Origin of the sequence: Pseudoxanthomonas japonensis (genome assembly GCF_043632995.1) — a bacterium.
Taxonomy (GTDB): Bacteria; Pseudomonadota; Gammaproteobacteria; order Xanthomonadales; family Xanthomonadaceae; genus Pseudoxanthomonas_A; species Pseudoxanthomonas_A japonensis.
In genome coordinates, this window is record NZ_CP171632.1 from 1,343,822 (window position 1) to 1,357,261 (window position 13,440).

General features: G+C 66.6%; 9 protein-coding genes and 2 tRNA genes. 10 read left to right on the top strand and 1 reads right to left on the bottom strand.

Features of this window, described 5'->3' with window-relative positions:
* Positions 1 to 175: 175 nt before the first annotated feature.
* The gene (gene mutS / locus ACGHX3_RS06115) at positions 176 to 2,719 is read right to left on the bottom strand and encodes a DNA mismatch repair protein MutS (RefSeq protein ID WP_394696752.1); all 2,544 of its coding nucleotides are present in this window, start codon (positions 2,717 to 2,719) and stop codon (positions 176 to 178) included.
* A gap of 391 nt (positions 2,720 to 3,110) precedes the next feature.
* Between mutS and ACGHX3_RS06120 the strand changes: the two genes are divergently transcribed.
* From ACGHX3_RS06120 to ACGHX3_RS06165, 10 genes are all read left to right on the top strand, one after another.
* A complete protein-coding gene (locus tag ACGHX3_RS06120; RefSeq protein ID WP_213601801.1) occupies positions 3,111 to 5,768 on the top strand; it encodes a TonB-dependent receptor in 2,658 nt (885 codons plus the stop codon).
* 125 nt (positions 5,769 to 5,893) lie between these two features.
* The gene (locus ACGHX3_RS06125) at positions 5,894 to 6,385 is read left to right on the top strand and encodes a CinA family protein (protein WP_394696753.1); all 492 of its coding nucleotides are present in this window, start codon (positions 5,894 to 5,896) and stop codon (positions 6,383 to 6,385) included.
* Between the two features lie 69 nt (positions 6,386 to 6,454).
* Entirely contained in the window at positions 6,455 to 7,096 is a 642-nt protein-coding gene (gene lexA, locus ACGHX3_RS06130; protein WP_213601797.1) for a transcriptional repressor LexA, read from the top strand.
* A 178-nt stretch (positions 7,097 to 7,274) separates the two neighbouring features.
* Positions 7,275 to 8,312, top strand: coding sequence for a recombinase RecA (gene recA, locus ACGHX3_RS06135; RefSeq protein WP_313928498.1), 1,038 nt, complete (start codon positions 7,275 to 7,277; stop codon positions 8,310 to 8,312).
* A 20-nt stretch (positions 8,313 to 8,332) separates the two neighbouring features.
* Complete coding sequence (gene recX, locus ACGHX3_RS06140; protein ID WP_394696754.1) at positions 8,333 to 8,848, top strand: recombination regulator RecX; 516 nt, start codon at positions 8,333 to 8,335, stop codon at positions 8,846 to 8,848.
* Positions 8,849 to 8,941: 93 nt separating this feature from the next.
* Positions 8,942 to 11,593, top strand: coding sequence for an alanine--tRNA ligase (gene alaS, locus ACGHX3_RS06145; RefSeq protein WP_394697250.1), 2,652 nt, complete (start codon positions 8,942 to 8,944; stop codon positions 11,591 to 11,593).
* A gap of 151 nt (positions 11,594 to 11,744) precedes the next feature.
* A complete protein-coding gene (csrA, locus tag ACGHX3_RS06150; protein WP_162339065.1) occupies positions 11,745 to 11,951 on the top strand; it encodes a carbon storage regulator CsrA in 207 nt (68 codons plus the stop codon).
* Positions 11,952 to 12,027: 76 nt separating this feature from the next.
* Positions 12,028 to 12,120, top strand: a tRNA-Ser gene (locus tag ACGHX3_RS06155).
* Between the two features lie 175 nt (positions 12,121 to 12,295).
* Positions 12,296 to 12,372 (top strand) — tRNA-Arg (locus ACGHX3_RS06160).
* 145 nt (positions 12,373 to 12,517) lie between these two features.
* Positions 12,518 to 13,315 (top strand): 4'-phosphopantetheinyl transferase family protein, encoded by a 798-nt coding sequence (locus ACGHX3_RS06165; protein WP_394696755.1) that lies wholly within the window; start codon positions 12,518 to 12,520, stop codon positions 13,313 to 13,315.
* Positions 13,316 to 13,440 lie beyond the last annotated feature (125 nt).

The following is a 13,440-nucleotide window of genomic DNA, read 5'->3' on the forward strand; positions in this document are numbered from 1 at the left end:
TTTGTGGCGAAGGGTTCGATAGCGCCTTTCAATGGTGCGTTGCGCCATCGCGATGCGTTTCGTCGCCGCAGCACGATACTCCGCGTGCGTTACGCGGATGTTGTAGATGCGTGCTGTGGCGGGCCTGCGGTCTCAATCCGCGAACGCGTGCCGGTCGACGGGAGGCGCGACCCGGTCAAAGCAGCGCCTTGAGCAGGTAGACCGCTTCCAGTGCCTGCTTGGGCGTGAGTTCGTCCGGATCGAGCGCGGCTAGCGCTTCCTGTGCGGCCGACGGTGCGGCGGCGAACAGGCCGAACTGCTGCGGGGCATCGAGCGCCTGCGGCGCCATGTCCGATGCATGCGTCTCGCGACCGCGCTGTTCCAGTTCCGCCAGCCGGCGGCGCGCCTGCTGCAGCGTGGTTTTTGGCAGGCCGGCCAGCGCTGCGACCTGCAGGCCGAAGCTGCGGTCCGCCGCGCCGTCCTTCACCGCGTGCATGAACACCAGCGTGTCGCCATGCTCCACCGCGTCCAGATGCACGTTGGCGATGCCGCTGGACGGCTCGTTCGCCAGTGCGGTCAGTTCGAAGTAGTGCGTGGCGAACAGTGTGTAGCAGCGGTTGCTGGCGGCCAGGTGGCGCGCCACGGCATCGGCCAGGGCCAGGCCGTCGTAGGTGGACGTGCCGCGGCCGATCTCGTCCATCAGGACCAGCGACCGGTCGGTGGCGTGATGCAGTATGTAGCTGGTCTCGGCCATTTCCACCATGAAGGTGGATTGCCCGCGCGCGAGGTCGTCGCCCGCGCCGATGCGGGTGAGGATGCGGTCGATCGGGCCGATGACCGCGCGCGAGGCCGGCACGAAGCTGCCGATGTGCGCGAGCAGCACGATCAGCGCGTTCTGCCGCATGTAGGTCGACTTGCCGCCCATGTTCGGGCCGGTGATGACCAGCATGCGGCGACCTTCGTCCAGCCGCAGGTCGTTCGGTTCGAACGGCTCCTTGCGCACCGCCTCGACCACCGGATGGCGGCCGCGTTCGATGCGAAGGCCGGGCGCATCGACGAGTTCCGGCTGCGCCCAGTCCAGTTCCTGTGCGCGCTCGGCAAAGGATGCCAGCACGTCGAGTTCGCTGAGGGCACCAGCGCAGTGCTTCAGCGGCTCCAGCCGCGCATTGAGGGTGTCCAGCAGCGCGTCGTACAGCAGCTTCTCGCGCGACAGCGAGCGCTCGCGCGCCGACAGCACCTTGTCCTCGAACTGTTTCAGTTCCTCGGTGATGTAGCGTTCGGCGCCGGTGAGCGTCTGCCGGCGGGTGTAGTGCACCGGCGCCTTGTCGGCCTGGCCCTTGCTGATCTCGATGTAATAGCCGTGCACGCGGTTGTAGCCGACCTTGAGCGTGGCGATGCCACTGCTGGCACGCTCGCGTGCCTCCAGGTCGACCAGGAACTGGTCGGCATTCGTGCTGAGACGACGCAGTTCGTCGAGTTCGGCGTCGTAGCCGTCGGCCAGCACGCCGCCGTCGGTGAGTTTGAGCGGCGGTTGCGGCGCGACGGCGGCCTGCAGCAGCGCGGAGGTGTCGTCGTGCTCGCCCAGTTCCGCGGCCAGCGCCTGCAGGCGCGGCGAATCGAGCGGTTGCAGATGGCCGCGGACGTCGGGCAGCAGCGCCAGGCCGTCGCGCAGCGTGGACAGGTCGCGCGGACGCGCCGAGCGCAGCGCCACGCGGGTGAGGATGCGCTCCAGATCGCCGAGCGCGCGGAAGCCGGTGCGCAGATCGCGGTCGGTGCCATGCCCGATCAGCGTGGCGATGGCGTGGTGACGTTCGCCCAGTACCGTCCGATCACGCAGCGGGCGGTGCAGCCAGCGACGCAGCAGGCGACCACCCATCGGGGTGACGGTGGTGTCCAGCACGCCCAGCAGGGTGTGCTTCGTGTCGCCGTCGACGCGGGTGTCCAGTTCCAGGTGCCGGCGCGTGGCAGCGTTCATCGCGATCGCGTCGCCGGCCGACTCCAGCGCGATCGCGGTCAGGTGCGGCAGGCGCTGTTTCTGGGTCTCTTCCACGTAACCGAGCAGCGCACCTGCGGCGCCGGTGGCCAGCGCCTTGTCGTTGATGCCGAAGCCGGTCAGATCGTGCAGGCCGAAGAAGGCGAGCAGTTGCCGGCGTCCGCTGTCGGGGTCGAACAGCCACGGTGCGCGCCGCCGCAGGCCGGTACGCTGTTGCAGGAACGCCGGCAGGCCTTCTTCGTCGGGAACCAGCAACTCGGCCGGTTCCAGGCGGGCGAGTTCGGCTTCCAGCGCATCGTCGCTGTCGACCTCGTTGACCATGAAACGCCCGCCGGCGAGGTCGGCCCACGCCAGGCCATAGCCCGAGCGACCGCGGCTGACCGTCATCAACAACGTGTCGCGGCGTTCGTTGAGCAGGGCTTCGTCGGTCACCGTGCCCGGTGTGACCACGCGTACCACCTTGCGCTCCACCAGACCCTTGGCCAACGCCGGGTCGCCGATCTGTTCGCAGATCGCCACCGACTCGCCCAGCGCCACGAGTCGAGCCAGGTACCCCTCGCAGGCATGCACGGGCACCCCCGCCATCGGGATCGGTGCGCCACCGGAACTGCCGCGCTGGGTCAGGGTGATGTCGAGCAGCCGGGCGGCCTTGCGCGCGTCGTCGTAGAACAGTTCGTAGAAATCCCCCATCCGGAAGAACACCAGCAGGTCCGGGTACTCCGCCTTGGCGGCGAAGAACTGCTTCATCAGGGGCGTGTGTTCCGACTTGTCTTTGCTCACGAGGCCAGCAGAAGGGGGAGGCAAAAGGGCGTTGATTGTAGCGGTGGCGAACGGCCATCGCCGATGGCGCGCGCGCGTTCGCAACGTGTTCCAGATGCGGCGCCTCGACTGCGCCGGCGAGGCGATCAGCGTTGGCGTAACCGGAGTTCCGCACGATCGTTCGTAAAATCAGTGGCTTATCCGTGCCAAAGTCCGGTGCGGCGTATCGACGCAGTGCAGAATGCCGCGATGTGAAGCGGATGTTAGTTTCGCGTTGACGCAAGGGGAGTTGCGTTCGTCATCGGCGGCACCGCCGCACGCTACATCGGGAATCAAACAGGCACCAACCGCCAGCACATGACCCTTGGGAGGGGAGAACATGGTCAACGCATTGCCCAGGCACAAAGCGCTTTCGCTCGCCGTCTTCACCGCGCTCTGCGCCAGCTCGCATGCCTATGCGCAGCAGGCGGCCGCGCCGGCGGGCGAGGACGAGCCCACCACGCTGGGGACCATGACGGTCACCGCGCAGAAGCGCGAGGAAGTGTTGCAGGACGTGCCGATCACGGTCGCCGTGATCTCCGAGGAACTGCTGCAGGACACCGGCGTCCGTGACATCAAGGACCTGCAGGTCCTGGTGCCGGGCCTGACCGTGACCAGCACGCAGAACGAAGCCATCACCACGGCGCGCATCCGCGGCATCGGCACGGTAGGCGACAACGTCGGCCTGGAATCGTCGGTCGGCGTGGTGATCGATGGCGTGTACCGCCCGCGCAACAGCGTCGGCTTCGGCGACCTCGGCCAGCTGGAGCGTATCGAGGTGCTGAAGGGGCCGCAGGGCACCGTGTTCGGCAAGAACACCTCGGCCGGTGTGATCAACGTGGTCACCCGCCGCCCCAGCTACACGCAGAGCGCGGAGGGTGAGGTCACCGTCGGCAACTACGGCGCGATCGGCGTGTCCGGCAGCTACAACGACTCGCTGTCCGACAACTCGGCCTTCAGCATCTACGCCGCCAAGCGCAAGCGCGACGGCTGGATGGACGTGCGCACCGGCAACGGACCGCGCCAGGAAACCGACGACTACGACCAGAACTTCCACACGGTGCGCGCCAAGCTGCTGCTGGAGCCGACCGAGAACCTGGAAATCCTGCTGTCGGGCGACTTCACCAGCCGGGACGAGAACTGCTGCACGGCGGTGCAGACCACGGTCGGCGGCACCGCCGCCATCCTCAACGCGCTGGCCGGTGGCCGCGCGGTGGCGGCGCCGGGCGACGATCCGTTCGACCGCGTGGCCTACAGCAACCGTCCGACCACGCAGGACATCGTGGACAAGGGCCTGTCCGCCGAGATCAACTGGGACACGCCCTGGTTCGGTGGTGCAACGCTGACCTCGATCACCGCCTCGCGGCAGTGGGAGGCCATCAACGGCCTCGACTACGACTTCAGCACGGCCGACCTGCTCTACCGCAATGCCGATAAGGACGAGTCCTTCACCGGCTTCGACACCTTCAGCCAGGAATTGCGCCTGACCGGCTCGAGCGAGCGCATCGACTGGATGGTGGGCGCGTTCTACTCGGACGAGGAGCTGACCCGCAACGAGACCTACCGCATCGGTCCGCATTACGAACCGTACGTGTCCACGCTGGTCTACCAGTTGGTCGGCCAGAGTCTCGGCGCGGCGGGCGTGCCGCTGAACAATCCGAACAACATCTCGCCGGCCGCGTTCCTGGCGCAGGTGGGCGGGCGTCCATTCGGCACCGGCTTCGTCGGCCTGGGGTCGCTGGACCGCTACAAGCAGGATGCCAAGAGCCTCGCGCTGTTCACCAACAACACCTGGCACGCGACGGACGCGCTGGACCTGACCCTGGGCCTGCGCTACACCCGCGAGAAGAAAGAGCTGACCTCGTCCTACAGCAATCCCAACGGCAGCCTCGCCTGCACGGGCACGCTGACCGACCAGAACGCCGCCAATCCAAACCGCTTCGCGCTGCTGCGCGCGGCGCTGGCGTCGCGCAGTTCGGTGTTCGCCTCGCTGCCGGCCGCCAATCAGAATGCGATCCTGGCGTCGGTCGGCCCCACCATCGCCGGCTACATGTGCCTGCCGTGGGCCAACGCGTTGCATAACGGCCGCAACACCTTCCAGGAGATGGACGACAAGGAATGGTCCGGCACGGTGAAGGCGGCCTACCGCTGGAACGAGAACGTGATGACCTACGCGTCCTACGCCCGCGGCTACAAGGGCGGCGGCTTCAACCTGGACCGCGTGCAGTCGGCGGACGGCCTGTCGAGCAGCGGGCAGGGCATCCGCCCGGTCAACGACACCTCGTTCGGCGGTGAGTTCGTCGACAGCTTCGAACTGGGCACCAAGACCACCTGGGCCGACGGCACGCTGCTGTTGAACGCCACCCTGTTCCACCAGGAATACGAGGACTTCCAGCTCAACAGCTTCCTCGGTACCAGCTTCGTGGTCCGCTCGATCCCCAAGGTGACCTCCTCGGGTCTGGATGCGGAAATCCTGTGGCAGCCGCGTGCGGTGCAGGGCCTGATGCTGCAGGGCGGCCTGATGTACGCCAAGACCGAGTTCGGCAAGGACATCCCGGGCGGCGACTTCGTCGAACGCACCCCGCTCAGCACCTCGGGCGCGCTCTACAAGCTGCCGGGCGCGACGATGCCGTTCGCGCCGGAATGGTCGGGTTCGCTGTCGGCCACCTATGAATGGGATGTCGGCGCCGACCACATCGGCCGCTTCAACATCGGCGGCAAGTACATGGGCGACTACAACACCGGCTCGGACCTGGACGTCGAAAAGCACCAGAGCTCGTACACCGTGTTCAACGCCCGCGTCGGCTTCGGCCGCAGCGACGGTCGCTGGATGCTGGAGCTGTGGGGCACCAACCTGACCGACGAGGACTACGTGCAGGTCGGCTTCGATGGTCCGTTGCAGGGCCTGTTCCCGGACCCCAACAATCCGCTCAACACGTTCAACGCGTTCCTCGGCGCGCCGCGCATGTACGGCATGACCCTGCGCGTCCGCTACTGATCCCCTTCGCTCGATGTAGCGAACGGCCCGCCCGTCCAGGCGGGCCGTTTTCTTTGAGGCATGCCAAGGCGACAGCGAAGGGGCAAATCGGCTACAACACGCACGCCCCCACCTCGGAACCGACGATGTCCGTGCCCAACGATGAAGCGCTGCGTGTCTTGGCCGAGCATGTCGGCGAACGCTTGCGACAGGGCCGTGACCATCTGGTCACCGCCGAGAGCTGCACCGGCGGCTGGATCGCCAAGTGCGTCACCGACATCGCCGGGTCGTCGGACTGGTTCGATTGCGGCATGGCCGCCTACAGCTACGAAGCCAAGCAGGCATTGCTCGGTGTGCGCCCGCAGACACTGGAAACGCACGGCGCGGTCAGTCGGGAGACGGTGATCGAAATGGTGTCGGGCGCCCTGGTGAACTCGGGGGCCAGCGTCGCGGTGGCGGTGACCGGCATCGCCGGGCCGGGAGGCGGCAGTCCCGAAAAGCCGGTGGGGACGGTGTGGATCGGCTGGAAACGCCGTGGCGGCTATGCGCGGGCGGAGGTCTTCCAGTTCGATGGCGATCGTGACGCGGTGCGCCGGCAGACCGTCGAGCGTGCCCTGAGGGGACTCGAACACCTCTGATGCCATGACCGGCATGCAATGGTTGCAGGCTATTGCCATGTCGCCGGGTTAGTAGTATTACTACTAACCATGGACCTGACCGATACCCAGCACGCCATCCTCGCCCTGATCGCCGAACGGCTCGAAGCCGAAGGCATGCCGCCGTCGCAGGCGGAAATCGCCAAGGCGTTCGGCTTCAAGGGCGTGCGCGCCGCGCAGTACCACCTTGAGGCGCTGGAACAGGCCGGGGCCATCGAGCGTGTTCCGGGACGGGCGCGCGGCATCCGCCTGCTGAAGGCGCCGCTGTCCGCGCAGCCGGATCTGGACTTCCCGTCCGCCAACGACGACGGCCTGCGCATCCCGGTGCTGGGGCAGGTGGCCGCCGGCGCGCCGATCGGTGCGGATGCCGGCCATCATGACTACGTGCTGCTGGATCGCGCTTTCTTCGCGCCCGCGCCGGATTACCTGCTGAAGGTGAAAGGCGACTCCATGCGCGACGAGGGCATCTTCGACGGCGACCTGATCGGCGTGCACCGCACCCGTGATGCGCGCTCCGGCCAGATCGTGGTGGCCCGGGTCGACGACGCGATCACCGTCAAGCTGCTGAAGATCGGCAAGGACCGCATCCGCCTGCTGCCACGCAATCCGGACTACGCCCCCATCGAGGTCCAGCCCGACCAGGACTTCGCCATCGAAGGCCTGTACTGCGGTCTGGTGAGGCCGAACCGGTGATGAGCGCCTGCGCCTCCGACGCCGCCGGACGGTGTTTTCCGATGACGCTGAGCGGCGTGGACCGATCCCCACGGACGGCATCGACGATTAATTTCACTCTCTCCCGTCCCGTCGCAGCCTGTGCGATGGACGTTCCCCACACTGACCGCACCTGACCACTTTGACTAGGACCACGACGATGGACGAGAACAAGAAGCGCGCCCTTTCCGCCGCACTGACCCAGATCGAGCGCCAGTTCGGTAAGGGCTCGGTGATGCGCATGGGCGACCGGGTGATCGAACCCGTCGAAATCATTCCCACCGGCTCGCTGATGCTGGATATCGCGCTGGGAATCGGTGGATTGCCGCGTGGCCGCGTGGTGGAGATCTATGGTCCGGAATCTTCCGGCAAGACCACGCTGACCCTGCAGGCCATCGCGCAGTGCCAGAAGCAGGGCGGCACGGCGGCGTTCATCGACGCCGAACATGCGCTGGACCCCATCTACGCCGCCAAGCTGGGCGTGAACGTGGACGACCTGCTGCTGTCGCAGCCGGACACCGGCGAACAGGCGCTGGAAATCGCCGACATGCTGGTCCGTTCGGGCTCGATCGACATCGTGGTCATCGACTCGGTGGCGGCATTGACGCCCAAGGCCGAAATCGAGGGCGAGATGGGCGACCAGCTGCCGGGCCTGCAGGCCCGCCTGATGAGCCAGGCGCTGCGCAAGCTCACCGGCAACATCAAGCGTTCGAACACTACCGTTATCTTCATCAACCAGCTGCGCATGAAGATCGGCGTGATGATGCCCGGCCAGAGCCCGGAAACCACCACCGGCGGCAATGCGCTGAAGTTCTATGCCTCCGTTCGCCTGGACATCCGTCGCATCGGCGCGATCAAGAAGGGCGACGAGATCATCGGCAACCAGACCAAGATCAAGGTGGTCAAGAACAAGCTGGCGCCGCCGTTCAAGCAGGTCGTTACCGAGATCCTGTACGGCGAAGGCATCAGCCGCGAGGGCGAGCTGATCGACATGGGCGTGGAAGCCAAGCTGGTCGACAAGGCCGGCGCCTGGTACAGCTACGGCAGCGAGCGCATCGGCCAGGGCAAGGACAACTCGCGCACCTTCCTGCGCGAGAACCCGGCCATCGCCGCGAAGCTGGAAGCGGAACTGCGCGAGAAGTTCCAGCCCGCCGAAGCGCAGCGCGATGAGAGCGCCGACGACGACAGCGACGACTGACAAGTCCGCGACGGCGCACGATGTCCGAGGAGAACGGTCAGGCAGGAGCAAGGGCGGGGCGCCGGCGCAAGCCGGTCGAGCAGACGCCCCTGCAGCGCGCGCTTGGCCTGCTGACCCGGCGGGAACACTCCCGTCGTGAACTGTCCCGGAAGTTGGCGTCCCGTGGCGTGGAGGCGGCCGATGTGCGATCGGCCGTGGACCGGCTGGCGGATGAGGGTTGGCAGAGCGACACGCGCTTTGCCGAAGCCCTCGTCCGCAGCCGGGCCTCGGGGGGATATGGCCCGCTGCGCATCAAGGCCGAGCTGTCCACCCATGGGCTGGACCGCGAGGCGATAGCGGCGGCCATGGCCACCTTCGACGGCGACTGGACCGAAACGGCGTGCGACCTCGTCCGCCGGCGTTTCGGTCCAGTCCGCCGGATCGAGCCGGGCCAGGCACGCAAGATCGCGGACTTCCTGATCCGCCGTGGCTTCGATGCGGCCGCGGTCCGAGCCGCCAGCCAACTGGACCCGGAGGACTGGGAGGGGGTGGCCTGATAATCTAGTGCATTGGGTTGCTTCTCCCGGCCGCATCCGCATCTACATGGATGGATCGGCGCAATGGAGCGCCTTCCAGCCAATGCCTGCCAGATGACCACTTCCAAGACTCCCAGCACCCGTCAGATCCGCCAGGATTTCCTCGATTTCTTCGCCGGCAAGGGCCACACCATCGTGCCCTCCGCCTCGCTGGTTCCCGGCAACGACCCAACGCTGCTGTTCACCAACTCCGGCATGGTGCAGTTCAAGGACGTGTTCCTGGGCGCCGAGAAGCGCAGCTACGTGCGCGCGGCCGACGTGCAGCGCTGCCTGCGTGCGGGTGGCAAGCACAACGATCTCGATTCGGTCGGATACACGGCACGCCACCACACCTTCTTCGAGATGCTGGGCAACTGGTCCTTCGGCGATTATTTCAAGAAGGAAGCCATCGGCTGGGCGTGGGAACTGCTGACCGAGGTCTGGAAGCTGCCGAAGGAACGCCTGCTCGTCACCGTGTACCACACCGACGACGAGGCCTACGACCTGTGGCACGACATGATCGGCCTGCCTGCCGAGCGCATCGTCCGTATCGGCGACAACAAGGGCGCGCCTTATGCCTCCGACAATTTCTGGCAGATGGCCGACACCGGTCCCTGCGGGCCGTGCACGGAGATCTTCTACGACCACGGCGACCACATCGCCGGTGGTCCTCCCGGTTCGCCCGATGAGGACGGCGACCGCTACATCGAGATCTGGAACAACGTCTTCATGCAGTTCGACCGTCAGCCCGACGGCACGCTGGTGCCGCTGCCTGCGCCCTGCGTCGATACCGGCATGGGCTTGGAGCGCCTGGCCGCAGTCCTGCAGCATGTCCACACCAATTACGAGATCGACCTGTTCCAAGGGCTGATCCGCAAGGCGGCGGAACTGACCGGCACCGCCGATCTCGAGAACAAGTCGCTGCGCGTGATTGCGGACCACATCCGTGCCTGCAGCTTCCTGATCGTCGATGGCGTGCTGCCCTCCAACGAGGGCAGGGGCTATGTGCTGCGCCGGATCATCCGCCGCGCGCTTCGCCACGGCTGGATGCTGGGCGTCCGCCAGCCGTTCTTCCACAGGATGGTCGGTACGCTGTCGGATCTGATGGGCGAGGCCTATCCCGAGCTGCCGGCGACACGTGAGCTGGTCGAGCGCGCGCTCAAGGCCGAGGAAGAGCGGTTCGCCGAGACGCTGGATTCCGGCATGCGCATCTTCGATGACGTTGCGGCGCGCGTGGGCGACGGCGTGATCCCCGGTGCCGACGCGTTCCGCCTGTACGACACGTATGGCTTCCCGGTCGACCTGACCGCCGACATCGCCCGCGAGCGTGGGCTCACGGTGGACATGGCCGGGTTCGACGCCGCGATGGAGCAGCAGCGCGAGACCGCCCGTGCCGCCGGCAAGTTCACTTCCAACACCGGCCTCCCCGCCGATCTGGTCGCCCAGCTGTCGCCGACCGTGTTCCTCGGCTATGACCAGCTCGATGCCGGCGGCCTGCAGGTCGTGGCACTGCTGAAGGATGGCCGCCCTGTGCAGTCGGTCGAAGCGGGCGACGAGGCCGTGGTCATCCTGGACCGCACGCCGTTCTATGCCGAATCCGGTGGCCAAGTCGGCGATATGGGCGTGCTGGCCGAGCAGGGCGTTGAATTCGATGTCGCCGACACGCTGAAGTTCGCGGGGCAGTTCCATGGCCATGCCGGCCGCGTCGCCAAGGGCGCGCTCAAGCTGGGCGACCACGTCGTCGCCTCGGTGGACGCCGCCCGCCGTGCCCGCACCATCCTCAACCACTCCGCGACCCATTTGCTGCACGCGGCGCTGCGCGAAGTCCTGGGTACGCACGTCCAGCAGAAAGGGTCGCTGGTCGCGCCGGATCGCCTGCGTTTCGATTTCTCCCACTTCCAGCCGATGACGTCGGCCGAACTGGCCGAGATCGAGCGTCGCGTCAATGCGGAGATCCGCGCGAATAATGCGGCCGAAGTGCATCACATGGGCATGCAGGAGGCGCTGGACTTCGGTGCCATGGCCCTGTTCGGTGAGAAGTACGGCGAAAACGTCCGCGTGCTGAAAATGGGCGATTACTCCACCGAACTCTGCGGCGGCACCCATGTCGGCCGTACCGGCGACATCGGTCTGTTCAAACTGGTCGGCGAAAGCGGCGTGTCCGCCGGCGTCCGTCGCATCGAGGCCGTGACCGGGCAGGGCGCGCTGGACTACGTGGCAGACGAAGAGCGCCGGCTGTCCGAGGCGGCCAGCCTGCTGGGCGGCAACACCGGCGACGTCGTCGAGAAGATCCGGGCGATGGCCGACCGGCAGAAGAAGCTCGAGCGCGAACTGGAGTCGCTGAAGGCCAAGGCCGCCTCGAGCGCCACGTCCGACCTGGGCAGTGCGGCCGTGGACGTCGGCGGCATACGCGTGCTCGCGTCGCGGCTGGAGGGCTTCGATGCCAAGGCGCTGCGCGATGCGGTGGACCGCTTGAAGCAGCAGCTGGGCGACACCGTGATCGTTCTGGCCGGTACGGCAGATGGGAAGGCTGCACTGGTGGCGGGTGTGAACGGCGCCGCAACCGGCCGGGTGAAGGCGGGGGAACTCCTCTCACACATCGCGGGTCAGATCGGCGGCAAGGGCGGTGGCCGCCCGGACCTCGCCCAGGGTGGTGGTGAGGACGGGCCCGCCCTTGCGACCGCCCTGCAGGGCGTTCCAGAGTGGGTCCAGCAGCGCCTCGGCTGACCCTCGCATTGGACCAATCGGTGCTTGCGGCCGTGTGCCTCCGGCCGCTAACATGCTTTAGGTTCATGAATGTACCAGGAAGCCGCCGGCCCGTTTTCACGGTGCCAGTGCGCCCCCGGCACTATCCTTTGCCGGATTACGGAGACGAAACATGTTGATCTTGACCCGCCGTGTCGGCGAAACCCTGATGATCGGCGACTCGGTCACGGTGACCGTCCTTGGCGTCAAAGGCAACCAAGTGCGCATCGGCATCACCGCGCCCAAGGATGTGGCCGTGCATCGCGAAGAAATCTACCAGCGCATCCAGCGGGGCGAGGAAATTTCATCGCCTGCCGCTTCGGAAAACATCACCGACTGATTTTGTTTGCCGCCTGCGCGGTGAGCCGCTATCCTATGCGGCCGCTGCAGCTCGGCTGCAATGCGAGCGACAAACCGGAGTGATGCCCGAGCGGCTGAAGGGGCTCCCCTGCTAAGGGAGTATAGGGTCAAAAGCCTTATCGAGGGTTCGAATCCCTCTCACTCCGCCAGTTTGAAGTTCGTCTTGCCGGACGGAAATGCGTGGGAAAAAAGATGTCGATGCGATGATCGCGCTCGACGAAGCGTCCTCCGGAAGCGTTCTCTGCAGCGCCAAGGCAAGCAGCAAAAGAAGTAGAAAAAAGATTGACGGGCGGAAAACGTTTCACGCATAATTCCGCTCCTCACGCGCCCGTAGCTCAGCTGGATAGAGTACCTGGCTACGAACCAGGCGGTCGGGAGTTCGAATCTCTCCGGGCGCGCCATTACAACGCAAAGAGCCAGCGGTTTTCCGCTGGCTCTTTGCGTTTGCGTGCTCGCCGCACACGGGCTTGCGAACGGGTTGGCCTGTTTCGGTTGCCGCGCGCGTGATGTAAGGCAGTCGCGCCTGCAGGCGCTTGTGGTCCGCACATGTCCTACGTCTCTGCACGCCCCATGGTGCCCGCTCACGGTCGTCGACCTGCGACGAGCGCGCTGGCGTCGGTGTTCCCGCGGGGATTCGGCGACGTGCGCTTTGATCGCGCGGTTGCGGATCGTGTGCTGGTCGCGGTGTTCGTGCTCGACGACTGGCGGGCATGGACGGACGGCGCGCTCGCGCTTCTCGATGCGCGCGAACGGATGCGAGTGGAGCGCCAGCGTCGGGATGCGCATCGGGACAGCCTGGCGCTCGCCTATGCGCTGCATCGCCTTTTCCTTTCGCACGCGTTGGAGCTGCCGATCGAGGACGTGCCGCTGGCGCGCGATGCGCGCGGGCGTCCGGTGCTCGATGGCATGCCCGCCGGTACCAGCCTCGCTCATGCCGATGCCCATGTCGCGATGGCGGTGAGTCTGCACGGTGCCGTTGGCGTGGACATCGAGCCCGCCCATCGTGCGGTCGTCATGCCGGAGATCGCCGAACGGATATGCCATGGCGACGAGCTGGCACGCCTCTCGGGGCTGCACGACGCGCAGCGTGCGGCCGGACTGCTGGATCTCTGGGTGCGGAAGGAGGCTTATCTGAAGGCGGCTGGCGTGGGGCTGGAGCGCGAGATGGATACGTTCGCGTTGCCCGAGGGCGAGGCGCAGGCCCTTCATCCTGGCGACGCCATGCGGGTGGGAACGGATCTGCTGTCGCTCGGTCCCGACATCGTCTGTGCCGTGGCGAAGGCGCCCGATGTCGCCTGCGTGGCGGGACGGTTGCGTCCGATGCTGGAAGGTGGCGCGCCGTAGCCGGTGCGCGATGTCCGGATATGTCACGTTTTGCGTTCTTGGATGGAGAGGGGCACCAGGGCCGGGTGCTTGCTCACGCGGCCGCGCCGCGTGATGGGGTGCAGCCGGGCTCGGCGTACATACGG